A 25,468-nucleotide genomic window follows, 5' to 3' on the forward strand; every position below is an offset into this window, starting at 1 on the left:
CCCGGTAAGCGTTAGCGCCACCGGGCATTTCGCACTTACTCGTCGTCTTCGTCGCGCAGCGGCACAATCAACATATCCACGTGCACGGTGTTAATCAGCTGACGCGCTGAGGACATCAGCTTGCTCCAGAAGTCCTGGTGGTGGCCGCAGACCACCAGATCCATATCGTATTTCTTAATCGCATCCACCAGCACCTGGCCCAAATCGCCGCTGCCGCTCAGAGTTTCGGTGATCGGATAGCCCGCGTTGGTGGAGAGTTCGGTCAGCGCCTGGTGAGTCTCTTCGGAGATGCGCTTCTGCATATCGCCCAGATTCACATCAATCAGGCCGGTATAGAGATCGGAGTAGTTAACGTCCACGTGAATTAAGGAAACTTTCGCATTGTACGGACGCGCCATGGATACCGCTTTATCAACCAGCACCTTGCTCTCAGGGGAGAGGTCAACCGCGATAAGAATGTGTTTATAAGCCATAGTGTTACTCCTTCCTTAAGTTATCGATGACCAATGCGTTTAGCAGTCGTCTACCTACTTTCATTACGGCCCAGTTAAACAAAATTTTCAAGCATTGGTGTTGATAACGATTAACCTTGTGGCAAAAAAATTAACGGATCTCCTACACTATTGAATAAACCGTTCGGATATTAAAATGCGAAGCCGATCGGCTTTTGTGTCTCTCTTTCACTGAACCGTCTGTCAGGGCATGGGTGCGGTAGTCCCGGAGCATTGCTTCGCGGGCGGACGCCGGGGAGGAAGTATGATTAGCACCGTCGCATTGTTTTGGGCGTTATGTGTGGTTTGCATCGTGAATATGGCGCGTTATTTCTCGTCCTTACGCGCGCTATTAGTGGTACTTCGTGGCTGCGATCCGTTGCTTTATCAGTATGTCGACGGTGGGGGCTTCTTCACCTCGCATGGGCAGCCCAGTAAACAGATGCGCCTGGTGTGGTATATCTACGCCCAGCGCTATCGCGATCATCATGACGATGAGTTTATCCGCCGCTGCGAGCGCCTGCGCCGTCAGTTCATTCTGACCAGCGCGCTGTGCGGCCTGGTGGTAGTGAGCATGGTGGCTCTCCTCATCTGGCATTGAGCGCAAAAAAAAGCGGGCCAGTTACCTGACCCGCTTTTTAGCGTTGTTATCTGCCTGCGATTAGAGGAATTGCAGGGAGGTCCAGTACAGACCGCCAGACAGCAGAATGGAAGCCGGCAGGGTAAACACCCAGGCCATCAGAATGCTGGTCACGGTTTTGCGCTGCAGACCGCCGCCATCAACCAGCATGGTACCCGCCACGGATGAAGAGAGAACGTGGGTAGTGGATACCGGCATACCGGTGTAGCTCGCCAGACCGATAGAGACCGCTGCCGTCATCTGAGCAGACATCCCCTGGGCATAGGTCATGCCTTTCTTACCGATCTTCTCGCCAATCGTTGTCGCCACGCGACGCCAGCCGACCATCGTGCCGAGACCCAGTGCCAGTGCCACCGCCATGATGATCCAGATCGGCGCGTACTCGATGGTATTCAGCATGTCGACTTTCAGTTTCTTCAGCAGACGTTTGTCGTCAGCAGAAACTTCCGGCAGTTTGGACACTTTTTCGGTCACGTCAGAGATGCACAGCATGATGCGACGCATCTGGCCACGCTGCTCAGGCGTGAGCTTGTCGTAGCTTTCGACATCGGTCAGCATGCCTTTCGCCCGCTCCAGCGCGTTGATCGCATTGGCCGGATGGCAGTGGAACTCAGCCGGTTGGGTAGCGCCCGCTTCCGGAGAAGGGATCAGCTGATCCACGCCGGTCGCTTTTTTCAGCAGGTCAGGACGCTGCTGGAAATAGGTTTCGACGTTGTTGATTGCGTCACGGGTACGGGTAATTTCGTAGCCGGTGGCATTCATATTCACCACGAAGCCCGCAGGGGCCACGCCGATCAGCACCAGCATCACCAGACCAATCCCTTTCTGGCCGTCGTTCGCGCCATGAGAGAAGGCCACGCCGATAGCGGAGACGATCAGGGCAATACGCGTCCAGAATGGCGGCTTCTTCTTACCGTCTTTCTTTTCACGCTCGGCTGGCGTCAGGTGGATACGGGCACGTTTTTTGGTGCCGCTCCAGTAACGACGCAGCAGGAAGATCAAACCACCCGCGACAACCAGACCGACAATCGGAGAAATAATCAGTGAACCGAAGATACCTATGACTTTAGGGATATTCAGCGCGTCCACCACAGACGTACCGGTCATCAGCGCATTGGTTAAACCAATACCGATGATGGCGCCGATCAGCGTGTGAGAACTGGATGCTGGCAGGCCGAAATACCAGGTACCGAGGTTCCAGATAATTGCAGCAAACAGCAGCGAGAACACCATGGCCAGGCCATGGCCGGAACTGACATTGAGTAGCAGATCCGTTGGCAGCATATGCACAATGGCGTAGGCTACGCTCAGACCTCCCAGAAGAACACCAAAGAAGTTAAACACCGCGGCCATCACAACCGCAACTTGCGATCGTAAAGCACGAGTGTAGATAACCGTTGCGACTGCGTTCGCAGTGTCATGGAAGCCGTTAATCGCTTCGTAGAACAATACAAAGGCCAGAGCAAGCAAGAGTAAAAGCCCGGTATGAAAATCCAGGCCAGCAAACAAATGTAGCATAGGACGTTACGCCATCTTGAGGACATGAACGCGGCGCATTATCCAGGACAAATGCGCAACGGGCAAAGTGAAATATAGACTTTTTTTGATTTGCCTACTGACATAAGCGTAGCAGTAAAAGAATTATTTATTAAATTTCAATTAAATGAATGAGATCGCGGATATTTAAGCTGGAACGCTTCTTGAGGAAACTTTACAATTCGCGCCCTCAAAATCAGGAGAATCGAGACGTGGAAAAGTATGATGCCATTATTATTGGCGCCGGTGCGGCAGGTTTATTCTGTGCGGCGATGGCCGGACAGGCAGGGCGCCGGGTTCTGCTGCTCGATAACGGCAAAAAACCAGGCCGTAAGATCCTGATGTCTGGCGGGGGCCGCTGCAATTTTACTAATCTTTATATCGAACCCGCGGCCTATTTGAGCCAGAACCGTCATTTTTGCAAATCTGCACTGGCACGCTACACCCAGTGGGACTTTATTGACCTGGTAGGCAAACACGGTATCGCCTGGCATGAGAAGACCCTGGGCCAGCTGTTTTGCGACGACTCGGCGCAACAGATTGTCGATATGCTGGTCGCCGAGTGCGAAAAAGGCCAGGTTACCCTGCGTCTGCGCAGCGAAGTGCTGGACGTTGCCCGCGATGAGACGGGTTATACCCTGCAGCTGAACGGTGAAACGGTGAGTGCGGAAAAGCTGGTGATCGCCAGCGGCGGGCTCTCAATGCCAGGGCTGGGCGCGTCGCCGTTTGGCTATAAAATTGCCGAACAGTTTGGTCTGAAGGTGCTCCCGACCCGTGCCGGTCTGGTGCCGTTCACCCTGCATAAACCCTTGCTGGAGCAGCTGCAAACCCTCTCCGGCGTCTCGGTGCCTTCGGTGATCAGCGCTGAAGACGGGACCGTATTTCGTGAGAACCTGCTCTTTACCCACCGCGGTCTCTCCGGCCCGGCGGTACTGCAAATCTCCAGCTACTGGCAGCCGGGTGAGTTCGTTACCGTCAACCTGGTGCCGGATTGCGATCTTCAGAATTTCCTCGACGAGCAACGCGCGGCGCACCCTAATCAGAGCCTGAAAAACACCTTAGCCATGCAGCTGCCGAAGCGGCTGGTGGAGTGCCTGCAGCTACTGGGGCAGATCCCCGATGTGTCGCTGAAGCAGCTCAACAGCCGTGACCAGCAGGCGCTGGTGGAAACCTTAACTGCCTGGCGCGTGCAGCCCAACGGCACCGAAGGCTATCGCACCGCAGAAGTGACCCTCGGCGGCGTGGACACTAACGAACTTTCGTCCCGCACCATGGAGGCTCGCAACGTGCCGGGACTCTATTTTATCGGTGAGGTGGTGGACGTGACCGGCTGGCTGGGCGGCTACAATTTCCAGTGGGCCTGGGCCAGCGCATGGGCCTGTGCTGAAGCCCTGGCAGCGGGTGAATAAAAACGCAGAACTACGTTAATGTAAGGTAAAATACGCCGGTTTACTTTTTAAGGGGAGAAGGTCGTTAACGGTCCCCCTTTTTCTTTACTGGCTCCGCCAGTCTGCATGATTTGTATTTTGTCTTCAAAAAGGGTTGTGTATGTCATCTGCTCATCTCGGTTTCCCGACGGAAACCGTTGTTGTATTTGTGGTTATGGCTGTCGGGGCGATGTTTATCGACCTCTTCATGCATCGCCATGACAAACCGATTTCGCTGAAAAGTGCCGCGCTGTGGTCGATCTTCTGGGTAATGACCGCGATGGCGTTCGCCGGGTTCCTGTACGTTCATCACGGTGCCGAAGTGGCGAGCCTGTTCCTCACCGGTTATGCGCTGGAGGAGGTGCTCTCCGTTGATAACCTGTTCGTGATGATGGCGATCTTCGCCTGGTTTGGCGTGCCGGATCAGTATCGTCACCGGGTACTCTACTGGGGGGTCATCGGCGCTATCGTCTTCCGTGGGATTTTCGTCGCCATCGGCACCAGCCTGCTGAGCCTCGGGCCGTACGTGGAAGTGGTCTTTGCCCTGATTGTGGCCTGGACGGCGGTAATGATGCTCAAGCGCGGCGAAGAGCAGGACGAGATCGAAGATTACTCTCAGCACCTGGCCTACCGGGCGGTCAAACGCTTCTATCCGATCTGGCCGAAAATCACCGGCAATGCCTTCCTGCTGAGTCAGAAAGAGGTGGATGCCGAGCTGGAAAAACCGGAGAACCAGGATGTGATGGTTGGCCGCGTGAAAAAGGCGAAGCGCTATGCCACGCCGCTGCTGCTCTGCGTGGCGGTGGTGGAGCTTTCCGACGTGATGTTCGCCTTTGACTCGGTACCGGCGATTATCGCCGTCAGCCGCGAGCCGCTGATCATCTACAGCGCGATGATGTTTGCGATCCTCGGCCTGCGTACCCTCTATTTTGTGCTTGAGGCGCTGAAGCAGTACCTGGTGCATCTGGAGAAAGCGGTGATCGCGCTGCTGTTCTTCGTGGCCTTTAAGCTCGGCCTGAACGCGACGGATCACTTCTGGCATCACGGCTATGGCATCGGTGCCACGGCGAGTTTGTTAGTGGTGCTGGGCGTGCTGGCGATGGGGATTGTGGCAAGCCTGCTGTTCCCGGGCAAACGGGAAGCCTGAGTGGTATTGCCCGGCGGCGCTGCGCTTGCCGGGCCTACGGATGTTGTAGGCCGGGTAAGGCGACGCCGCCACCCGGCATGTTTTACGGCTTGATGGGTGAATTCCGGCGCGCGCGCGGCGGGTGGAAATGCCGCCAGTGCGGATCCTGCGCTGCAGCCAGCAGCTCGTGATCGCCGCGGGTGTCGCCCCAGGCGCGTACATGATAATTGTTCAGGCTACCGTAGACGTTCTCCAGCCGGGCCACCTTCTGCGCACAGCGACAGTTATGCCCGGTGATCCGCCCGGTCAGCTTGCCATCTTTCACTTCCAGCTGGGTACCGATAAGCTTAATGCCGAGCTTGTCGGCCCAGGGCTGCAATACCAGCGCCGGTGATGCCGAACAAATCGTCACTTCCGCACCGGAGTTCACTTCTGCGGCCACCGCCAGTACGCCCTGCGGGCGCATCAACTTGTTCCAGTATTTCTCGCAGAACAGTTCTGCCTGCTGCCGCAGCCAGTGCTCATCCACGCCGGTCAGGAAGGTCCTGATCAGCACCTCTTTCAGCTCGTCACGGGTCAGCTTGCGGCGCACACAGTGAATGGTCGGTAAGGCCATCCGCACCAGGCGACCGGCAAAATAGCGTTTGCCGAACGCAAAGCGTAAGAAAGGAATAAAGCTGTCGTGATGCGTCAGGGTGCCGTCGAAATCAAACACGGAAAGCACGCTGGATTTTGCCACTGCCTCATCGGCAATCATATTGGTCATAACGAAGTCTTAGCTGAAATATACATTCTGCCCCCAGTTTACCTGCTTTAGCAGCAGATGCCACCCGCCAGCGGACGGGCGGCCACTGGCACGGCTAGATAATATCGTCCACCACGCCGCCATCGACGCGCAGTGCCGCGCCGGAGGTAGCAGACGCCTGCTGGGAACAGACATAGACCACCATGTTCGCCACCTCGTCTACCGTGGCAGCCCGCTGAATGACCGAGCTCGGGCGGTGAGCCATGACGAACTCTTTCGCCAGCGTCTCCAGCGATTTACCGGTTTTCTCTATCTCGTCCTTCATCATCTCCGCGAAGCCGTCCGACATCGTCGGGCCCGGCAGGACGCTGTTGACGGTGACGCCGCTGCCGGCGACAAATTTGGCCAGCCCGCGCGCCAGTGACAGCTGGGCGGTTTTCGTCACTCCGTAGTGGATCATGTCCGCCGGAATATTGCAGGCCGACTCTGAAGAGATAAACACCACCCGGCCCCAGCCTTTTTGCACCATGCCGGGCAGCAGGGCGCGGGACAGACGCACCCCGGACATCACGTTGGTTTGCCAGTAGTTATTCCAGGTCTCGTCGTCGGTGGCGTAAAAATCCTGCGGCCCGTAAATTCCGGCATTGTTAACGAGGATATCGACGCCAGAGGCGACCTTTAGCAGCTCTTCCACGCCGTCAGCGGTGCTGAGATCGGCCATCGCCGCCCGCACCTGCACGCCGGGTATTGCCTGCTGCAGCTCCTGGATGCCCCGGTTGACCGAGTCGATGCTGCGTCCGTTAACAATCACCTCTGCGCCGCTTTCTGCCAGCCCGCGGGCGATGGCGAAGCCAATGCCGCCGGTGGAGGCGGTTACGAGCGCCACTTTCCCCGTAAGATCGATTTTCATGGTCTGCTCCATGTCATTGTTGAAGTTCAGACCGTTAAGCGTAGCAGTTCACCTTTACGACGGCTGGCTGAAGAGGTGCAGTAAGGTTTCAACCTGCTCGTCGAGCGGGGCGAGCGTGCGTTTTACAATCAGATGCAGCGGCGTAGCACGGCGCGTGCCGTGGTTCAGGGGCACTGTTTTCAGCACACCGCTTTCCAGCTGTTGCTGAATTCGCTCTTCCGGCAGCCAGCCATACCCCACCTGATACATCACCGCCTCGATAGCGGCATCGATGGTAGAGAAGGTCCAGGCTTCGCCGCCGGGAGGTGCGGCGTAGTTCTGCCCGGCGATCTGGATGAGTGGCCAGGGGCGTAGCATTTCATCAGTGAGCGGCGTGTCGTGTGCAAACAGCGGATGCTCCCGATGCGCCACGGCGACAAAATCGATATTCATCAGCCACTCGCCGCGCCCGCTCACATCCTGGCGGCGGGTTAGCACCATCACATCGGCTTCGCTCGGGATCAGCGCCTCGCCGACGTTCTCAAGTATTTCGGTCAGATGCACCTCGGTTTGCGGATAGCGCTGTTGAAACTGGCGCAGAATGGCAAACAGATGACGGCGAGGGAAAATGCTGTCCACCACCACATCCAGTCGGGTACGCATCCCGTTGCGTAGCGTCGTGGCGCGAGTCTCCAGCAGGGTAAAGGCGTTCAGCAGCGGTTTGACCTGATTTAACAGCAGCTCCCCTTCCGGGGTCAGCACCGCCTTACGACCCGCCTGAACCAGGAGCGCCACGCCCAGCCGCTCCTGCAATAACGCCAGGTTATAACTGACGGAGGATTGGCTGCGATGCGTCTCCTCTGCGGCGCGGGCAAAGCTGCCCAACTCAACGACACGTTCAAGCAACGACCACTGCTCAAGGGTAGTTTTGTGCATGACTCATCTAATTTTTGAATGAATTTGATTAAATCATAGCGTTATTCATCCAATTTTTGCAGGCGTAAGATAGCCTCATTGAAACAGAGGAGACAGAATATGAGCCATTTTGATAAACATGATTTGAGCGGTTTCGTCGGCAAACATCTGGTATACACCTACGATAACGGCTGGAACTACGAGATTTATGTCAAAAATGAACAGACCCTCGACTACCGTATTCACAGCGGGATCGTGGCAAACCGTTGGGTAAAAGATCAGCAGGCGTATATCGTTCGCGTGGGCGAGAGTATTTATAAAATTTCGTGGACTGAACCGACCGGTACCGATGTGAGCCTGATTGTGAATCTCGGCGACAAGCTGTTCCACGGCACTATCTTCTTCCCGCGCTGGGTGATGAATAACCCGGAAAAAACCGTCTGCTTCCAGAACGATCATATTCCGCTGATGGTCTCTTATCGCGAGGCGGGCCCGGCCTACCCAACCGAGGTCATTGATGAGTTCGCCACCATTACCTTTGTGCGCGACTGCGGTGCCAATAATGATGCTGTCATTGACTGTGCTGCCAGCGAACTGCCGGCAGACTTTCCGAATAATTTGAAATAAGGGGGTTACAGAACCTGAAGTGCACCGTTATGGAGGGTGAAGGGCGTTGGCGTACAGACGGCGAGGCTGAGTTCACCGTGCTGGACGTGGCTGACGCTCAGCGCCGAGGTTAAGGTGCTGTCGACGCTGACAATCTGCCAGGCGCTGCCGCCGCGCTGCTTAACGATCGCCTCTTTGCGCGTCCAGATACGCCAGAAAGCCGACAGTTTTGCCTCCGGCGCCTCCTGCTCCAGCTCGTCATGTTCCGCGACGCTAAAGACGGCATTGGCCAGCGCCTGCCAGTTATCCCGGGGGCGGATCACTTCGATGTCGCAGCCCACTTCGCCCTCATCGCTTAACAGCAGGGCGATATCATCCCCGCTGTGGCTCAGGTTAAACCAGTACGGATGAGCATCAACGAAGGCGGGTTTCCCCTGTTCACCGAAGACGATTTCCGGCACCGGGGAGGGCGATAATGCCCGGGCGAGCAGGGTCCGCCCGGCCAGCCAGGGGTTACGACGCGCGCCCTGTGGCGCCTGTTCGGCCAGCGCTGACGCCAGAGGGTCAGCGCTGAGGGTAGAAATTTTTCCCAGTAGAAACTGGTACATAGTCACGCCCAGCGTTTAATGATAATGGAGGTATTAATGCCGCCGAACGCGAAGTTATTGCTTTGTAGATATTCGCAGTCAATATGACGGGCTTTTCCCATAATATAATCTAATGCGCCGCATTGCTCATCCGGTTGTCTTAAATTCAGGGTCGGGGCGAACCAACCTTCACGCATCATCTGCAGGCTCATCCAGGCTTCCAGCGCCCCACAGGCCCCTAAGGTATGACCGAAATAGCTCTTCAGGGATGAAATCGGCACGTTGTCGCCAAACAGCGCGGCAGTCGCCAGGCTTTCGGCAATATCGCCCCGATCGGTCGCCGTACCGTGCGCGGAAATGTAGCCCATATCCCGCGGACTCAGCCCGGCAATCTTTAGCGACTTCTCCATGCAGATTTGCATCGTCTCCCGCTGCGGCTGGGTGATATGTGCCGCGTCGCAGTTGGTGGCGAAGCCGACAATTTCCCCGTAGATGGTGGCACCTCGCGCCTTCGCATGCTCCAGCTCTTCGAGGATCAGGGTCCCGGCGCCTTCGCCAATCACCAGCCCGTCGCGCTCGGTATCGAACGGCGAAGGGGTGGTTTTAGGGGCGTCGTTGCGCTGGCTGGTGGCGAACAGGGTATCGAATACCGCGGCCTCTGACGGACACAACTCCTCTGCGCCTCCCGCGACCATCACCGTCTGATAACCGTGACGAATGGCTTCCCACGCATAACCGATTGCCTGACTACCGGAGGTACAGGCGCTGGAGGTCGGGATCACCCGCCCGCGCAGGCCGAAGAACAGCCCGGTATTAACCGCCGTGGTGTGCGGCATCATCTGCACGTAGGTGGTGCCGGTGATGTTGTTGGTGTGCTTCTCGGTGAGCATGGTGGCGAACTCGCTTACCGGGCCGGTACTGCCGGTGGACGAGCCGTAGGCAATCCCGGTTTCGCCGTTAGTTAACACCGGATCGCCAATCAATCCGGCCTGCTCCAGCGCCAGTTCAGTGGCACGGGTCGACATCAGCGACACGCGACCCATCGCGCGGATACGCTTGCGGGTATAGTGCTCCGGCAGGGTAAAATCGTCGATCGGCGCGCCCAGCAGGGTGTGCAGACCGTCATATACCGTCCACTCCGGCATCTTGCGCACCGCGTTTTCATAGTTCAGTAAACGGGCCGAAACCGACTGCCAGTCTTCACCGAAGGCGGTGACGCCGCCCATGCCTGTAATCACCACGCGACGTGTCATAGCATTCCTCCATTAATGGAAAGGACCTGGCGGGTGACATAGCCCGCGATATCAGACATCAGATAACTGGCCAGCCCGGCGACTTCATCCGCCTGACCCATACGTTTCATTGGGATCATCGCCATCGCCTCCTGCAGCGCGGCTTCCTCCATCTCGATCATCCCGGTATCAATCAACCCGGGCGCAATGCAGTTGACGGTAATTTTTCGCTTCGCCAGCTCAATCGCCAGCGCTTTGGTGGCCCCGATAATGCCTGCTTTCGCTGCGCTGTAGTTTACCTGGCCGCGATTGCCCATCATTCCGGAAACGGACGACAGGGTAATAATACGCCCACCCTTACGGGTGCCAATCATCGGCATAATGCAGGGATGGATGACGTTGTAAAAGCTATCGAGGTTGGTATGGATCACGCTATCCCAGTCATCGTCGCTGAGCGCCGGGAACGCGCCATCGCGGGCAATTCCGGCGTTACTGACCACGCCATACCAGGCGCCGTGGGTGGCGATCTCCTGCTCCAGCACCTCGCGGCACTGTTCACGGTTACCAACATCAAACGACAGCACGCGCCCGTTCCCCCCCGCCTGTTCGATGGCGCTCAGGGTGTCCTGCGCGCCTGCGACATCACTGTGATAGTGTACGCCGACGGTAAACCCGTCAGCAGCCAGTTTCATGGCGATGGCCCGGCCAATGCCTTTGCTGGCACCGGTGACCAGAACGGAACGACTCATGCGCGTGCTCCCTGATTGAAAAGCGAAGTTAATTCTTCATGGCTGGGCTGAAAGGTATTCACCCGACCGGTCGCCAGAATGGCATCATCGGCAGATATCGCACACTCGAAACTGCCAAAGCGTTCATCCTGCATCAGCAATTTAACGGTGACGGTCAACAGGCTGTTGGCCGCAAACTGGCCTGCGGCGCACACCAGTTCGCGGGCGCCCAGTACCATGCCGAGTGTGATGGTGCTTTGGCCCTGCTGCTGACGGTGCCAGCCAGACCAGACCCCCACGGTCTGGGCCATCAGTTCCAGCGCGTACCAGCCCGGAAGATCGCCTGTGGCATTGAGGAACGGGGCCAGCACGCCCTGGCTGTTGACGGCCACCCGGCAGACAGCCGATTCTTCGGTGACCTGTTCGACCGACTCCAGCAGCAGCATCGGCGCGTCATGGGGCAGGTAGGCCACCGGTGATAGATAATTCATGACACTCTCCCCAGCAGGATGCTGGCGTTATTGCCGCCAAAGGCGAATGAATTTGACAGGATCACCGCTTTTTTCAGCGCGGTAGGCTGATGCAGCACGCCGCAGACGGCGAGGGTCGGATCGGGCGTGTAGCGGTCAAAATCCTGGGCGGGCAGCGGCAGGTCGCGGGTGAGGATCAGCCAGCTCAGCGCGGCCTCGGTGATCCCGGCTGCGCCCAGCGTATGGCCGGTCAAATGTTTGGTTGAACTGCACGGCACCGCATCACCAAACAGATCATGCACCACCTGAGATTCAATCTGATCGTTGAGCGGCGTCGCGGTACCGTGCAGGTTGATATAACCCACCTCATCCGGGGTTAACCCGGCGTCGTTCAGCGCCTGGGTAATGGCGCGGATCGCCCCTTCACCTTGCGGGTGCGGGGCCGAAATATGATACGCATCGCTCGACTCGCCGGTTCCCAGCAGCGCCACCGGCTGCGGCTCGCGAGTGAGCACCATCAGGGCTGCCGCTTCGCCAATGGTGATCCCCCGACGGTCACGGCCAAACGGCTCGCACAGGGTGGTAGAGAGCGATTCAAGGCTGTTAAAGCCATTCACCGGCATCCGGCTCAGCGTGTCTGCGCCACCCACAATGGCGATATCCACCAGCCCGGCCTCAATCAGCCGACGTCCGCTGATGATCGCCCGCGCACTGGAGGAACAGGCGGTGGAGAGGGTATAGGCCGGGCCTTCCAGATCCAGCCAGTTCGCCAGAAAACGCGACGGGTCACCCAGTTCCTGCTGTGAATAGTGCCAGTTAAGGCTCGCTTCACCGTTTAGCGACAGCCGCACATGTTCATCGCCCTCGTCGAGCCCGGAGGTACTGGTACCCAGCACCACCGCTATCCGGCCGCGGCCGAAACGGGCAATGGCTTCGTTTACGGTGGGCTGGATCTGCGCCAGCGCGGCCAGCAGCAGCTGGTTGTTGCGCGTGCGGTGCGCGGCAAAGTTATCCGGGATCGCCGGTAATTCACCCTCAACGCCGCCCAGTACCGCGTCCTGGCCCTGCAGCCAACCGCGGCGAATATGCATCCCGGGGGCGACACCGCGCGTCAGGTTAGCGGCAATCTCGTCGGGGGCGTTGCCCAGCGCGTTGACCAGGCCAACGGCAGAAATGTAGATCATCTCAGTCACCCAGATATTGAATGGTGATGTGGTAATTAAAGACGTGCTGCTCGATGCTGATTGGCTCGCGCTTGCCTTTACGCTGCAGGTAGACGATCTCCGTCACCAGCTTCCCGCTGGCATTGCGCAGCTCACGCCGGTCGCCCTTATCCTTCAGCGTCCAGCCCTTAGGCAGTTGCGGCAGCCAGGCGTCGATCGGCCAGTGGCTGAGCATCACATCGGCCAGCACCTGGCTGGCCGGCGGCAACTGCGGCACGATAATCGACTGCTCAGTATGAATGCCGGTGGCATCGTAGGTGGCGAGAAACAGCCGGATACCCACCGAGGACAGCCCGGCAAGGGTAATTTTATGCGCATCGGCATTCAGCATCACCAGCAGCGACTGGGTCTTGCCGTTGAAGCTGCCGGTCAGCAACTGCTGCGAATTCACCGTTGGAGTGATGCCTGGCGCAGGCAGCGTCACTTTTGTTCCAGGCTGCAGCCAGGCCTGCGGGCGCGTGCCGTCGACATTCTGCGTTGAGTGACTACACCCGACCAGGAACAATACGCTGATTAAGGCGGCGCGGTAAAAAGGGGACATCATCGTTTTCTCTCTTTTTTAGCCGGCATCGCCAACGGCGCCAGCAGGAAGGCGGTGAAAATACCGCTGACCAGCACAATTCCAAAGCTGCTGATGGCCTGTGTGGCGCTAAAGACCAGCATGCCGAGGGTCAAAATGGTGGTCAACATGGCCAGGGTAATCGCCAACATTGACGTCAGTGGCGTGCCGCGCGGATTGCTGAAAAACAGGGTGTAGTTAATGCCGATCCCGAGCACCAGGACCAGCGCCAGCAGCGAGAACAGGTTAACCGGGTGACCCGTCACCGACAGCGCTGCCAGGCCACAGCCCAGCGACAGCAGTGAGGGCACCAGGCTTATCAGCCCTTTACGCCAACCCAGACGCAGCATCGCGCCGCAGGCGATCACCGCCAGGGCGACGAACAGCAGCCCGGTCAGGACGGTACGGTAGAGGGCGAACAGGCTGTCGAAACTGGCCTTGCGATCCACCCACACCACCCCCGGATGCTTGTCGGCCAGCGCCGCCAGGGCCGGGCTGTTGTTTACCCCATTAACCGGCACCAGGACGCCGCTTTCTCCGTCGGGCAGCGTCAGCCACAGCAGTCGCCAGCCTTCGCTGGCCGGGCTGGCAAGCCATGTTTCAATCTGCACCGGGGCCGCATTGAGATCCGGCGACACCGTTGTCAGCCCGGCATTTTGCAGCACTTTCGTTACCGCCGGGGCCGCACTTTTCAGTAGCGCCAGATCGCTTGTCTGTCGTGCCAGCGAGTTCAGCGGCAGGGTGCGCCAGGACTTCAGGTCTCCCGCCTGCTGCGCCTGCGCCAGCGCCGGGGTAAAGGCCTCCAGCCGCTCCAGCGTCTGCTGGGCCGAGGTGCCATGCACCACGAACCACTTCTGATCGACACTCTGCCCGGTCAGGGCGGTGATGCGTTTTTCCTGGGCCAGGATATCCTGCGGCAGGGCCTGGAGCTGGGCGATATCGTCATCCACCCGCAGCGTGGCCATCCCCGCGACAGCCAGCAGGGCCAGCAACACCGGCAGCCCCACTGACAGCCTTTTATTCCGTCGCCATGCCGCCAGCCAGCGCAGCATCAGCACCATCGCCGGGACTGGACGCACCGGTAAGCCGCGACACAGCCACGGGTGCCAGAAGATCACCGTCAGGCACGAGGCGCTCAGCCCCACGGCGGCAAATACCGCCATCTGGCGAATGCCCGGGAACGGCGCCAGCATCATAATGAGATACGCCGCCACGGTGGTGAGCAGTGCCAGCAGCAGGGCGTTACGCACTTTCGCCAGGCTCTGCCACGGCGAGCTCTCCCCGCCGTGAACCATCCGCTCGGTCAGGTAGTAGAGGGTGTAATCCGCTGAAATACCGATGATGCTCATGCTCATCACCAGGGTCATCAGATGCAGTTCACCAAACAGCAGCAGGGTCGCCACCGTGCCCGCCAGCGCGCCCATGGCGATAGAGATCAGGCACAGGAGGAGCGGACGCAGGGAGCGGAACACCGCCACAATCAGCAGGATCACCCCCAGGATAGTGGCGACACCGAGGGTGGAGATATCCCGCTTCGCCTGCTGGCTGGCGTAGTCGCTGTAAAACACCGTCCCCCGCGACAGTAGCTGCGCCTGGGGATACTGCGTTTTCAGCTGGTCTTCCAGCCCGTGCAGCGTGGTGACAAGCCGGTGGGTTTGTTGCATATCGAACGAGGAACCGGCCAGCTCGCCGTGCAGCAGATACCAGTAATTTCCGGCCTCATCTTTGGTCACCAGCCAGCCGTCCATCAGTCGCAGCTTTTGGCTGTTTTGCGCCAGCGCCAGCTGTGAGCCGCGCATCAGCATCAGCGGGTCGTTTTGCAGCTCTTTGCCGCTGACGCCGGAGAAGGCGGAGTAAAGCTGAGACAAAATCCACTGCGCCTGTGCCTCGCCGCCGTTTTGCAGGCGCGCACGGGTGGCGCTGTCGATCAGGCCGTTGCGGTGCTGCCAGAAAAATTCTCCCCAGGCTTTTTGCCCGGCGGCGTCCATCGGCCCTTTTACCTCGTGCAGCGACCCCGACCCTTGCAGCAGGCTCAGCCACTGCTGCGCCACCTGCGGATCGGGCTGTTTACCCGGGCTGACCAGCCATACCAGTTGCCGGTCGAGACGCTGCATAAAACCGTCGTTCAACGCCGGGGGGATCGCCCCGAGGGTCTGTTTCGGCAGCATCGCCAGCACGCTGCTGTTCAACCGTGCATTTGGCAGCAGCGACAGCAGCACCCCCAGCAGGATCAGGCAGGTCAGCGCCCACAGCAGCGCCGGACGCCGGGTATTATGGTGCGGCAAAGCGTTGGCGTTCGTCATCGGTCAGGCGGGCGGGCGTCAGTTGGTGGCGGGAAAGAGCGATATCGGTGCGGTCGCCCTGCTTATCGTTCAGCACGATGGATTCCAGATAGGTTGCGCCACCCAGATCCAGCGAGGCGAAAATCTTATCCAGCGGCGTGGTGGTGGGGGTCAACACCAGCGACCAGCGACCATTGCCGAGGTCTTTAAAATCGATGCGGAAGTTCTCTTCCAGCACCTTGCGGTCCGCCTGGAACAGGGCGCGCAGCAGGTGGTTGAACTGGAACATCTGCGGATTATTGTCGGCGGTGATGGTCTGGGGCGGCTGGCCGTTGATGGTCTGCACCATCCGTTTGTCATCCAGCAGCAGCATCATTGGAAAGGGCGCTTTTTGCTCCCACAGCAGGCCGTTATCACGGGCGATCAGCATCTCGCCGTTGGAGCGCAGCGGCTGCGGCAGATCCTTGATGGTACGGGTCTGCTCAAAATGGGCGCGCACCACCGGTTGTTCAGTAAAGCGCTGCTGGAGTTCGTCCAGCGTCACGGCGCTGACGAACGGGCTTGCCAGCAGGGCAAGCAGCGGTAGCCACTTCATGGTGTTACTCCCATACGTTCAAACAGGATCGACGGGCTGACAAAACAGAGTTCGCCGCTCTTCTCCTCAACGGCCACCTGAATGGTGTAGCCGGTAGTGGCACGTTTGCCGCTGGCAGCATCAAAAATCTGATAGGCGATGCGCAGGCGGTTTTCAAACTCCTCGATGTGGGCGCGGACGCGGATCCGCTGCTCGAAGGTGATCGCATCGCGGTACTTTACCCGGGTATCGACCACCGGCCAGAGATAGCCGGACGCTTTCATCTGGCGATAGCCATAATCGAACTGGTTGAGCAACGCCTCGCGGGCAATTTCAAAATAGCGGAAATAGTTGCCATGCCAAACCACGCCCATCATATCGACGTCGTGAAACGGTACGGTCAACTCTACTTCGGCCGTAAAGCGGGGATCGGTCAGCACCCTTTACTCCTTCTCTTTGGTATCCGGCAGACGCCAGAAATCGAAAAAATTAAACCAGTCGAGCGGCGACAGCAGCGCATAGTGCTCCAGACGTTGGGCATACCGGTCGACGGTCTGCTGTAAGGCCTGCTGACGCTCGCTGCGCGGCAACAGCAGCGGGTCAGCAAAGGTTTCGCAATGAATGTGCAGTTTTTGCTGCTGACGCAGGGCGAAAATCAGCACCACCGGGCAGCGCATAATCGAGGCGAGGATAAAGGGTCCTTGCGGGAAGGGTGCAGGGTGGCCCATAAAATCGCTCCACACCACGCGCCAGTTGCCGCCGCGTTGCGGATCGACGGCGATCCGATCCCCGACGATCGCCACCCATTCGCCACGATCGAGTTTCTCTTTCAGGGCGATGGCGGTATCCGGCCCGATGTCGGTGACGGGGATCAGGTTCAGCCCGGCCTCTGGCGCCATCTCCTGCATGATCTGCTTAAAGCGTTGAGCGTTATCGCTGAACACCAGCGCATTGATGGTGTTGTGACCTTCCAGCTGCGCCAGCGCGCGGCAGACTTCCACATCGCCAAGATGAGAGGCCAACAGCAGCTTGCCTTGCGGAGCCTGACTCTCCAGCACTTCGCGCGCACCGGGAGCAAAAACCACATCCTGATGCAGCTTCAGCTCGCCACGCCAGCTGGCGACCTTATCCAGCATTGCGTTGCCAAACTGCAGGAAGTGGAAAAAGCTGTTCAGGCGCGCGGGCTTAGGCTGGTGGCGTTGTTCCAGGGTCGTGTTCACCCGGGCGATCCACTGCTGCGACGCCTGCCGCGCCGGGCGGGCCGTCAGCCAGTAGACACCAATCACCGGCCACAGCAGAAGGGTAAATGCCTTGCGCCCGAGCAACTGCCAGACGCGCAGCATCAGGCGCATGCCGAGCAGGCCTTTCACCTCCTGCTGCTGCGCCCAGTGCTGGCTGCGGCGGCGGAATAACAGGGAAGGGATGCGCGGCAGCATGCCGAAGAACAGCCGGGTGTGCATCAGCGAGATGCGCAGGTTGTCTTTCAGGGCATCGAAATGGGAGATGCCATCCTGGGGATAGGTCACCCGGGTCGGCAGAAAATAGCTGGTGTTGCCCTGCCAGTAGAGACGCACCATCACTTCGGTATCAAAATCCATCCGCTTGCCGAGCGGCACGCTGTTGATGACCTGCAGCGTGGCGGCCACGGGGTAGACCCGAAAGCCGCACATACTGTCTTTGAGCTGCAACGACAGGGTTTCGATCCACACCCAGACATGGGTTACCCAGCGGCCATAGCGGCGCGAGCGGGGAATCGAGTCATCATAAATCGGCTGGCCGGAGATCAACGCCTGCGGGTGGCGCTCTGCCAGCGCCAGCAGCTGCGGAATGTCCTCAATGGCATGCTGTCCGTCGGCATCCACCTGCACCGCATGGGTAAACCCTGCCCCGGCGCAGACTTTCAGCCCGCGGATCACCGCCGCGCCTTTCCCGGCGTTGTGCGTCAGTCGCACCAGCGTCACGTGGGCATTATCGGCGGCTAGCTGGTCCAGCGTCTGCCGGGTATGGGCATCGCTGCCATCGTCGACCACAATAACCGGCAGCTGAAACGGGGCCAGGCGCGTCAGCACCTTCGCCATCATCGCCCCGTGGTTGTAGCAGGGGATCAGGATGCAGGGGCGAAAGGTTAGCGACATAGACGAATCTTCCCGCTGCTGGCGGTGAGGCGTTGTTCCCCGTCATGACGCTGATAGCTGAAGGTGAGCATCTCGCGTTCGGGGTTCCAGTCGAGGGTGAGTGTCACCCTGGTATCCGGGAGCAGCGGTGCCTGGAATTTCACATTCTGAATGCTGTGAAAACGATACTCCGGTGCCAGCAGGGTAGTGGCGTAGTGCATCACCCAGTCGAGCTGAGCGACGCCGGGCAGCAGGGGCTGTACGGCAAAATGGCCCTTGAACCAGAACAGCGCCGGATCGAGGTGCAGGACGACCTCAAGCTGCTGCGGTTGTGCCTGATGGCGCCCGATTTCATGGATTTTCATGAAACAACTCCTGTAACTGCGCATAGACACGCTTATTCATACTGTTCACCGGCATTTCATCAACGATGCGCCAGTAGCGGGGAATGGCGACCGCTTCGAGCCACGGCAGCAGGGCCCGTCGCCAGGCAAACTCCTGCGCTTTATGGCCACGCTGCTTCAGCTGCTGTCGTGCCGCATCGTCCAACACCAGCAGCACGCCAATGCCCTGCCGTCCGCCGCGCGTTACCGGCAACGCTGCCGCTTCACAAATGCCATCCAGCGCCAGCAAACGCTGCTCAATCTCATTGAGTGAAATGCGTTTTTCTTCGATTTTGACCACCCGGCCCCGGCGTCCGATGATGCTGAACTGACCCTTGACGTCAAACTGCAGAATGTCGTCGAGCGGTAATCCCTCTGGTTGATAGATCAGCGGTGAGGTCACGCGCAGTATGTCGTCGTGGTGGCTGAAATTTACGCCGGGGAAGGGCAGCCAGGGGCCATCCTCTTCCTGACGATGACGCCATGCGAGCACCCCGGTTTCGGTGCTGCCGTAAATTTCATCCGGCCAGATGGCCAGCCATCGCCAGGTTTCGCAGACCGACTGCCACGCCAGCATCCCCCCGGCGGAGATCAGCATCGCCACGGGTGGCGGCGTGAGCTGCGTGTCGAGACGCTTGAGAAACGCCGGGCTGCTGATAAACAGGTAACGCTTATCATGGGGCAGGGCCGCCAGTTGCTCGGCATAGTAGAGCATCGCCGCATGCAGCGGCAGCCCCAGCGCCATCGGCAACATAATACGAAACGTCAGGCCGTACAGGTGCTGGGGGACGACGGAGGCCACCACGCAGCAGCCGTTCAAACGCTCGCCAAAACGGGCGGCCAGCAGTTCAATTTCCCGATCGAGCTGGGTGATGTACTTGATGATCCGGCCAGGCGCGCCGGTTGAACCGGAGGTAAAAAGTTCGACAAAACGGCTGTCATCAATGGCGGGTAACGCAGTGAAGCCCGTCGCGCTGCGACGGGCAGAGTTAACCACGATCAGGCGGCCCTGGAAGCTGAGCGTCTGGTCACTCAATACGCCACTGAACAGGGCGTGCTGTTCTTCCAGCTGCGAGACGCGGCTGTGCCCCGGGACCACCGGGGTTTTACCCGCATGCAGCGCCGCCAGCAGGGCGACGATAAACAGATAGCTGTTATCGAAGCAGAGTGCCCAGCGCTCGCCTTCCTGCTGTTGGAGGTACGCCGTCAACGCGCTGACGTCATAGCGCAACTGCCCGAGCGTCCAGCAGTGATCTCCCAGCCAGGCGACAGGCGTGTCGTCAGGGCGGGGGGCATTCATCCACTGGCTCAGGGGAAGGGTTTTATCCATTGTGCTTCTCTTTTTTTATCACCCGTTGACGCACCAGCCATTCGGTTGCCATGACGGTTCCCATCAGGATGTAGGCGATCATCCCGTTCCACAGCGTCCAGAGCTGCATATCGCCCCGCAGCACGGTGAATAGCGCCACGCTACCGTTAAAAATGAAAAAGCCGCACCACACCCGGGTCACAACACGGGTATAACGCACGCCTTCAGGGGGTAAATTCGGTTCCCGCAGCCGCGCCAGCCGTTCCACCAGCGGCATCGCCGTCCACAGCGATCCGGCAAATACCGCCAGCATCACCAGGTTGACAACCACCGGATACAGCAGCAACCACTGATGCGCTTTCAGCAGGTAACTTGCCGAGCACAGGGCAATGCCCGCCAGGGCTACACTCTGCACCACATAGCGCATGGGGCCCGCGTTTTGCCGCGCCTGGCGAAAGCGGAACAGCAACAGCAACGCCATCAGCGGCAGCAACCAGTGCAGGCTGTTATGGGTCAGTCCGAAGCCAATCAGGAAGGGCCAGGCGAGCAGCATCGCTCCCGTCAGCAGCGGGATCGCCGGAAATGACCGTCCGCCACGCATGACGTCTTATGCTTCGCGCAGAAGCTGTTCTACAGCATCCACGACGTCCTGCACGGTACGCACCGATTTAAAGGTTTCCGGTTTGATCTTCTTACCGGTTTTCTTCTGCAGATGAACAATCATGTCGACGGCGTCGATGCTGTCGAGCTCCAGATCTTCATACAGGCGTGCCTCAGGGGTGATCGCTTCCGGGGCGATCTCAAACAGTTTGATCAGCAGGGAGGTCACTTCCTGATAAATAGAGTCTTGTTCTGTTGTCATAACGGATCCGGTCTCAGGCGCGTTGAGCAGTGATGAAAGACGCCAGCGTGGCGACGGAGAAGAAGTGCTGACGCATCTCTTCGCTTTCGGCAGAGAGCACCACACCGTACTGGTTTTTTACTGCCAGACCCAGCTCCAGGGCATCGATGGAATCAAGACCCAGGCCATCGCCAAACAGTGCCGCATCGGTATCGATATCGTCCGGGGTCAGTTCGTCCAGATTTAGCGTAGAGATAATAAGATTTTTAATTTCAAGGTTGAGCGCTTGCATCATTAATTCCTGACAAAGATTGAAGACCGCATGTTAAGCGATGCTGCAGGTGCCGGTTGAGTTGCCGGGCTACCAGAGCCGGTTCTTGTACCGCCGCATCGTAAAAATCATCAATGTTCACCCGTTCACGGACATCGACGGTGAAAAAAGGTTTGTTCGGCGGTACGTCATACCACCGGCTTTGTTTATCGAGCAGATGCTCGCTACAGTGGATAATCACCACCCGCAGATCGCTGGCGCAACGCACGGCAATATTTGCCGCACCACGTTGCAGCGTGATGGCTTCGCCCACTCGCGTACGCGTGCCTTCAGGAAAAATCAGTAACGTATCGCCCTGGTTCAGTCGTTGCTTGCAGGCGTTTAGCAGCGTGTTGGCTTCGCTATTGACCAGGTAATCGGCCGCCCGGACCACCCCGCGGAGAAAGGGATTACGCAGCAGGGCGCTTTTCACCACGCAGTCTGTCTCCGGCATCACCGAGGCGATAAGCACGTAGTCAATAAGCGTGGGATGGTTCGCCACCACCAGACAACCGCGATCCTGGCGTAGGGCAGCGAGATTATCGATACGATAATCCAGCACCCCAAGGGCGCGGGCGACGGTTAAAAAAGCGCGGAAGCTGGCGGCAATACTGCGTCGGGCGAGACGACGACGACGGACGCGATCGCGCTGAACCAGGTTCAAGAGGTTGAACCACACCAGCGACAGCAGCAGCCCACCGAGGCCAAACAGCACGAAGCACAGGCCGGTCATCACCAGTCGCCAGCCGTAATTGAGCGTGGTTTTGATGCTGTTCATTCGCGCGTCCACTGCCAGAGCAGGCGCTCGCCGGACACCACAAACTGCGGATCGTGGCGCAGATAGTGTTGTAGAAACATCAGACTCTGTGGCAGCGCGGGTTCTTCACCGCAACTGCCGGGGCGGGTTTCACAGCGCAGGGTATGACCGGCTTCAATCACCAGCGCCAGTGCAAACGGCCAGGTAGGCATCGTTGACGGCAGCGCGGAGTGGTAAAAATCGGGCAGGGCGCCGTCGAAATCGACCATCAACACGCGAGTATGTCCGGCCTGCAGCAGACTCAGCACTTCACACAGGCCCTGCTGGAAGGTATCCAGCCCGGCGGAGAGGGAAGAGGAGACAATCGGCTGACGTGCCGCGATGGTGAGATTGCCCACCGCGGAGTTATGGACGGACATGGCGAAATCGGTGGGGGAAACGTCCTGCCCGGTCGCCAGCGCATGCAGGATGCGATAGTTACGCTCCAGCTCACCGTGACGACTGGTGTAGACCACGGCGTCGATGGCATGTTTACGCACCATCGACAGACCGCAATCGACCGCCAGTTTGCTGCCAGAATTGAGGCGGCGTGCGGTCATCATCGGCAGATCGGTCAGTTTTGCCTGCGGCGCGCCAGGGTCGATGCTGTGCATACCCTGTGACCATGCCTGCCATTGACTGGCATCACTAAGGCCTGGCGCTCTGGCTTGCCAGTCAACAATGTTTAATGCAAATTTCATCTGCGCGCGTCCGCGGTAAATCCGTAATCTAATGACGATGCAAAATAACCGGTAGCGTTATTGTTCGTTCTTCTGACACATCAACAAGGTGTGACCCACCCCGAGATTGTCCAGTCGTTGCTCTACCCGGAAACCCGCCGTCTCCAGGTAGTGGTAAAATTTCTCTACGCTGTAAAAACGACTATTGCCGTTCGCCATACAGGTAAAATAGAGCGACGTTGCGTTCAGGCTAAATGAGGCCGCTTCGAATTTTTGCGCATCCCAGAACAGCTCCATAATGCACAAACGGGCGCCTGGCTTCATCACCTTCGCCACTTTGCTCAGCATCGTGACAATCTGATCGGGAGAGAAGCAGTCCAGGAACTGGCTCATCCACCAGATATCGGCTTCATCCGGCAGCGCTGCATCGCTCAGCATATCGACAGGATGGAATCCAATACGATGAGATAATCCTGCTTTTGCGATATTTTCCTGTGCCAGCGCGATTTGTTGCGGCAGATCGAGCAGCGTAACGGCGATATTTTCATCATATCCACAGCAGCGTAGCGCCCATTTACCGGTATTGCCGCCGACATCGTACAATTTTGTCGGCGAGCTTGCGAATATATGGGGCAATGCGTCATTGAACGCGCCATCTGAATAGAAGTGATCAAACGCAAACCAGCTCTTTTTCGCCTGCTCAGGCAGGGCTGACAGCGCCGGATAAATGGTCGGCCATTCACCAAACACCGATAATCCGGCAGGCTTTTCCTCTTTCAGTGCCTCTGCAAGATGAAATAAGCCCTGGTAACAGACATCCTGGGTGAAATCCATATTCACGCGGGTCATGTTATCGTGCAGTAAATAATGGCCCACTTTGGCGAGATAATAGGTTCCCTCTTTACAGGTAACGATCCGGCCACTTAATCCCATATCCAGCAGGACGCTGACACCGTATTCATTGAGGGTGCTGTTGGCGACGATCTCCTCAAGGGAGGAGCCCCGTTTCCCTTGTTTATCCAGCCAGGCAAGAACTCCGGAGTTACGCAGACAGAGGGCGGTTTGAAACAGCATCGGCGCAAAAGCGATACGTTGCGCTTCCGTGATGGCATCAAGCGCGCTGAGGGAGTCCTTTTCGTACATATGTTGCGTAACCTTTTACTGACCAGAGTAGAGAGTATCGGGCCCAACTCGACCCGACTTCAGGAAATATTACAGCGCGGCACCCGCTGACAGGTTCAGCTGGATATCATGGTCGAGGTTATTTACCCAGCGGTTGTAGTTTTTATGGATTTTACCGTCAGCCGCATTCAGGTTGAGACTGTTTTCATAGTTGATTGAATAGCTTGTTGCAGAGTAAGTGATTTTAACTTCGGCAAAGTGATCGCGCGCCTGCAGACGGCCTTTGATCACCCCAGGGCCGTTTTCGGACATCACCCATTCACGTTTCTGACCGGCTTTCAGGATCGCGGTTTTCACCTGATCGGCGGTATGACCTGCGCTCACCGTGGTGTGAACCTGATGAACAGGGGCGGTGCGTGCACAGCCGGCCAGGGCGCCAACCACAGCAAATGCAGCGAACAATTTAACGATCTTTTTCATTAACAACTCCATATCAATAAAATGATTTAAACAGGACACTTACATTGAAGAAATATATCAGTCGGCCTGAGGCTATCTGCACGACGCTATTATCTCAGCGACAATGTGACGAAAAGCGGCAGGGTATCATAAATGCGTATTCTGCAAATTAAGCTTTTTTTGACTTAAGGGAAATAACAGCAATTTTCAGATTTTTATATTTTCCGCTGAGGCTCTTCCGGACACTGATATATCTTCAGCGATAAAAATGCCGCTATAAAATAGCGGCAGAAAGTCTATAGAGTGTGGATAGCGTAGAACATCACCTTTTTTGGTAGGTTGTACTATCCCGGTAACCGGCTTTTCGGTCGGCCTGGTCCGAGCAGGATCGCCAGCTTGCTGCCCCCCTGGGTGGTCTCCATCCAGATCTTACAGACGCTGGTCAGCGGAACGGACAATAACATCCCCACCGGCCCCAGCAACCAGCCCCAGACCAGTAACGACAGGAACACCACCATGGTGGACATCCCCAGCCGGTGGCCCATCATCCGTGGCTCCAGGATATTGCCGAGCACCATATGGACGATCAGGAACAGCGCCCCCACCATGGCGCACTCATAGAGGCCATTGAACAGAAACGCCTGGATCATCGGCGGGACGGCGGAGATCACCGCGCCAATGTTGGGCACGTAGTTGAGCAGGAAGGCCAGCACGCCCCACATCAGCGCGAACTGCACCCCCAGCAGGGTCAGCCCCAGCCAGACAATGGCACCCGTCCACAGGCTGAGCAGCGTCTTCAGCGCCAGATAATGGGAGACGCCCTTCAGCGCCCGGTGCAGGCCAGCGATGTGGATCTGTGGATTATTGAGGGCAAAACGCATTTTGTACGGCACGTGGCGGACTTCAAACAGCATAAAGACCACCGTCATCACCAGCAGCAGAACGCTGGCCATCGCCCCGGACAGTTGGGTCATCAGCGCGGTGGCAAAGGTCATCACCTTTTCCGAATCCATCCGGCGTAGCATTCGCTCCGGGGAGATATGCAGGTTGAGGAACGGGAACATCTCCTGCACATCAACCAGTTTGCGCGTCAGCTCTTTATTGTATTTCGGCAGCATGGCGGCAAATTCATTGAGCGAAGCCGCCAGCACCCCAAACAGCGCCGTCAGGCCAATCAGCATCACCACCACCACAATGGTGATGGCCAGGGGGCGGCTAACCCCGCGACGCAAAAACCAGGTGACGAGAGGGTTAAGGACGATGGCGAAAAAAAGCGCCAGCAATAGCTGCACGAGAATATCCGCTGCAGCGTGGATGCCGGCAAGGATCACCACCAGGCAGGCCAGTTTGAGCAGAATGTGCAGACCGGATTTATCAGGCTGTGTAAGACCCGGTTTAGCGGGTGGGGTGGTTAACATAGTGTT

29 protein-coding genes are annotated in these 25,468 nt (G+C 58.1%); 4 read left to right on the forward strand and 25 right to left on the reverse strand.

The features are described 5' to 3' along the window. Positions 1-35: 35 nt before the first annotated feature. Positions 36-473: a universal stress protein UspA gene (uspA, locus tag M8318_RS06845; RefSeq protein WP_032615029.1), complete on the reverse strand. Its 438-nt coding sequence runs from the start codon at positions 471-473 to the stop codon at positions 36-38. A 283-nt stretch (positions 474-756) separates the two neighbouring features. Between uspA and uspB the strand changes: the two genes are divergently transcribed. Beyond that, complete coding sequence (gene uspB, locus M8318_RS06850; protein WP_106995298.1) at positions 757-1,092, forward strand: universal stress protein UspB; 336 nt, start codon at positions 757-759, stop codon at positions 1,090-1,092. Positions 1,093-1,152: 60 nt separating this feature from the next. On the opposite strand, the gene pitA is transcribed toward uspB, so the two are convergent. Beyond that, positions 1,153-2,649: an inorganic phosphate transporter PitA gene (pitA, locus tag M8318_RS06855; RefSeq protein ID WP_106995297.1), complete on the reverse strand. Its 1,497-nt coding sequence runs from the start codon at positions 2,647-2,649 to the stop codon at positions 1,153-1,155. Positions 2,650-2,879: 230 nt separating this feature from the next. Here pitA and M8318_RS06860 point away from each other — a divergent pair, with 230 nt between their 5' ends. Together M8318_RS06860 and M8318_RS06865 are read left to right on the forward strand one after the other, a co-directional pair. After that, positions 2,880-4,076 (forward strand): BaiN/RdsA family NAD(P)/FAD-dependent oxidoreductase, encoded by a 1,197-nt coding sequence (locus M8318_RS06860; RefSeq protein WP_262661637.1) that lies wholly within the window; start codon positions 2,880-2,882, stop codon positions 4,074-4,076. A gap of 139 nt (positions 4,077-4,215) precedes the next feature. Next, the gene (locus tag M8318_RS06865; protein WP_166184566.1) at positions 4,216-5,241 is read left to right on the forward strand and encodes a TerC/Alx family metal homeostasis membrane protein; all 1,026 of its coding nucleotides are present in this window, start codon (positions 4,216-4,218) and stop codon (positions 5,239-5,241) included. A gap of 82 nt (positions 5,242-5,323) precedes the next feature. Here M8318_RS06865 and M8318_RS06870 read toward each other — a convergent pair whose 3' ends face one another. From M8318_RS06870 to M8318_RS06880, 3 genes are all read right to left on the reverse strand, one after another. Further along, complete coding sequence (locus M8318_RS06870) at positions 5,324-5,986, reverse strand: HAD family hydrolase (protein WP_262661638.1); 663 nt, start codon at positions 5,984-5,986, stop codon at positions 5,324-5,326. 94 nt (positions 5,987-6,080) lie between these two features. Then, positions 6,081-6,875, reverse strand: a complete 795-nt coding sequence (locus tag M8318_RS06875; protein WP_262661640.1) for an SDR family NAD(P)-dependent oxidoreductase — start codon at positions 6,873-6,875, stop codon at positions 6,081-6,083. A 54-nt stretch (positions 6,876-6,929) separates the two neighbouring features. Next, complete coding sequence (locus tag M8318_RS06880; protein ID WP_262661641.1) at positions 6,930-7,790, reverse strand: LysR family transcriptional regulator; 861 nt, start codon at positions 7,788-7,790, stop codon at positions 6,930-6,932. Positions 7,791-7,889: 99 nt separating this feature from the next. Between M8318_RS06880 and M8318_RS06885 the strand changes: the two genes are divergently transcribed. Further along, positions 7,890-8,396 (forward strand): phenolic acid decarboxylase, encoded by a 507-nt coding sequence (locus M8318_RS06885; RefSeq protein WP_106995291.1) that lies wholly within the window; start codon positions 7,890-7,892, stop codon positions 8,394-8,396. 5 nt (positions 8,397-8,401) lie between these two features. Here the strand turns inward: M8318_RS06885 and acpT are convergent, their stop codons facing one another. From acpT to M8318_RS06985, 20 genes are all read right to left on the reverse strand, one after another. Then, a complete protein-coding gene (gene acpT / locus M8318_RS06890; RefSeq protein ID WP_262661643.1) occupies positions 8,402-8,983 on the reverse strand; it encodes a 4'-phosphopantetheinyl transferase AcpT in 582 nt (193 codons plus the stop codon). A gap of 2 nt (positions 8,984-8,985) precedes the next feature. Further along, positions 8,986-10,215: a beta-ketoacyl-ACP synthase gene (locus M8318_RS06895; RefSeq protein WP_262661645.1), complete on the reverse strand. Its 1,230-nt coding sequence runs from the start codon at positions 10,213-10,215 to the stop codon at positions 8,986-8,988. Next, positions 10,212-10,943 (reverse strand): 3-ketoacyl-ACP reductase FabG2, encoded by a 732-nt coding sequence (locus M8318_RS06900; protein ID WP_262661647.1) that lies wholly within the window; start codon positions 10,941-10,943, stop codon positions 10,212-10,214. Before M8318_RS06900 ends, M8318_RS06895 begins: the two co-directional genes overlap by 4 nt. Continuing rightward, entirely contained in the window at positions 10,940-11,413 is a 474-nt protein-coding gene (locus M8318_RS06905; RefSeq protein ID WP_262661649.1) for an ApeP family dehydratase, read from the reverse strand. The genes M8318_RS06900 and M8318_RS06905 overlap by 4 nt, the downstream gene beginning before the upstream one ends. Further along, positions 11,410-12,576, reverse strand: a complete 1,167-nt coding sequence (locus M8318_RS06910) for a beta-ketoacyl-[acyl-carrier-protein] synthase family protein (RefSeq protein ID WP_262661651.1) — start codon at positions 12,574-12,576, stop codon at positions 11,410-11,412. Before M8318_RS06910 ends, M8318_RS06905 begins: the two co-directional genes overlap by 4 nt. Before the next feature lies 1 nt (position 12,577). Further along, positions 12,578-13,156, reverse strand: coding sequence for a DUF3261 domain-containing protein (locus tag M8318_RS06915; protein WP_408612181.1), 579 nt, complete (start codon positions 13,154-13,156; stop codon positions 12,578-12,580). Further along, positions 13,156-15,477, reverse strand: a complete 2,322-nt coding sequence (locus tag M8318_RS06920; RefSeq protein WP_262661655.1) for an MMPL family transporter — start codon at positions 15,475-15,477, stop codon at positions 13,156-13,158. Before M8318_RS06920 ends, M8318_RS06915 begins: the two co-directional genes overlap by 1 nt. Continuing rightward, positions 15,446-16,051: an outer membrane lipoprotein carrier protein LolA gene (locus M8318_RS06925; RefSeq protein ID WP_262661657.1), complete on the reverse strand. Its 606-nt coding sequence runs from the start codon at positions 16,049-16,051 to the stop codon at positions 15,446-15,448. Before M8318_RS06925 ends, M8318_RS06920 begins: the two co-directional genes overlap by 32 nt. Next, positions 16,048-16,470: an acyl-CoA thioesterase gene (locus M8318_RS06930; protein WP_262661659.1), complete on the reverse strand. Its 423-nt coding sequence runs from the start codon at positions 16,468-16,470 to the stop codon at positions 16,048-16,050. Before M8318_RS06930 ends, M8318_RS06925 begins: the two co-directional genes overlap by 4 nt. Before the next feature lie 3 nt (positions 16,471-16,473). Continuing rightward, positions 16,474-18,165 (reverse strand): glycosyltransferase family 2 protein, encoded by a 1,692-nt coding sequence (locus tag M8318_RS06935; RefSeq protein ID WP_262661661.1) that lies wholly within the window; start codon positions 18,163-18,165, stop codon positions 16,474-16,476. After that, positions 18,156-18,509: an ApeI family dehydratase gene (locus tag M8318_RS06940; protein WP_262661662.1), complete on the reverse strand. Its 354-nt coding sequence runs from the start codon at positions 18,507-18,509 to the stop codon at positions 18,156-18,158. Before M8318_RS06940 ends, M8318_RS06935 begins: the two co-directional genes overlap by 10 nt. Further along, positions 18,496-19,857 carry a class I adenylate-forming enzyme family protein gene (locus tag M8318_RS06945; protein WP_262661664.1) on the reverse strand — a complete coding sequence of 454 codons (1,362 nt, stop codon included), beginning with the start codon at positions 19,855-19,857 and terminating at the stop codon, positions 18,496-18,498. Before M8318_RS06945 ends, M8318_RS06940 begins: the two co-directional genes overlap by 14 nt. Beyond that, positions 19,850-20,437, reverse strand: a complete 588-nt coding sequence (locus M8318_RS06950; RefSeq protein WP_262661666.1) for a COG4648 family protein — start codon at positions 20,435-20,437, stop codon at positions 19,850-19,852. Before M8318_RS06950 ends, M8318_RS06945 begins: the two co-directional genes overlap by 8 nt. Positions 20,438-20,443: 6 nt before the next feature. After that, positions 20,444-20,698 carry an acyl carrier protein gene (locus M8318_RS06955; RefSeq protein ID WP_262661667.1) on the reverse strand — a complete coding sequence of 85 codons (255 nt, stop codon included), beginning with the start codon at positions 20,696-20,698 and terminating at the stop codon, positions 20,444-20,446. Between the two features lie 13 nt (positions 20,699-20,711). Then, positions 20,712-20,969: a phosphopantetheine-binding protein gene (locus M8318_RS06960; RefSeq protein WP_262661669.1), complete on the reverse strand. Its 258-nt coding sequence runs from the start codon at positions 20,967-20,969 to the stop codon at positions 20,712-20,714. Beyond that, a complete protein-coding gene (locus M8318_RS06965; protein ID WP_262661670.1) occupies positions 20,950-21,765 on the reverse strand; it encodes a lysophospholipid acyltransferase family protein in 816 nt (271 codons plus the stop codon). Before M8318_RS06965 ends, M8318_RS06960 begins: the two co-directional genes overlap by 20 nt. Then, complete coding sequence (locus M8318_RS06970) at positions 21,762-22,484, reverse strand: beta-ketoacyl synthase chain length factor (RefSeq protein ID WP_262661671.1); 723 nt, start codon at positions 22,482-22,484, stop codon at positions 21,762-21,764. The genes M8318_RS06965 and M8318_RS06970 overlap by 4 nt, the downstream gene beginning before the upstream one ends. A 57-nt stretch (positions 22,485-22,541) precedes the next feature. Next, the gene (locus M8318_RS06975) at positions 22,542-23,606 is read right to left on the reverse strand and encodes a methyltransferase (RefSeq protein ID WP_262661673.1); all 1,065 of its coding nucleotides are present in this window, start codon (positions 23,604-23,606) and stop codon (positions 22,542-22,544) included. A gap of 69 nt (positions 23,607-23,675) precedes the next feature. Beyond that, positions 23,676-24,065, reverse strand: coding sequence for a hypothetical protein (locus M8318_RS06980; protein ID WP_262661675.1), 390 nt, complete (start codon positions 24,063-24,065; stop codon positions 23,676-23,678). 323 nt (positions 24,066-24,388) lie between these two features. Then, complete coding sequence (locus tag M8318_RS06985; protein WP_106995272.1) at positions 24,389-25,462, reverse strand: AI-2E family transporter; 1,074 nt, start codon at positions 25,460-25,462, stop codon at positions 24,389-24,391. Positions 25,463-25,468: the final 6 nt, after the last annotated feature.

This window comes from Leclercia tamurae (genome assembly GCF_025566055.1).
Taxonomy (GTDB): domain Bacteria; phylum Pseudomonadota; class Gammaproteobacteria; order Enterobacterales; family Enterobacteriaceae; genus Enterobacter; species Enterobacter tamurae.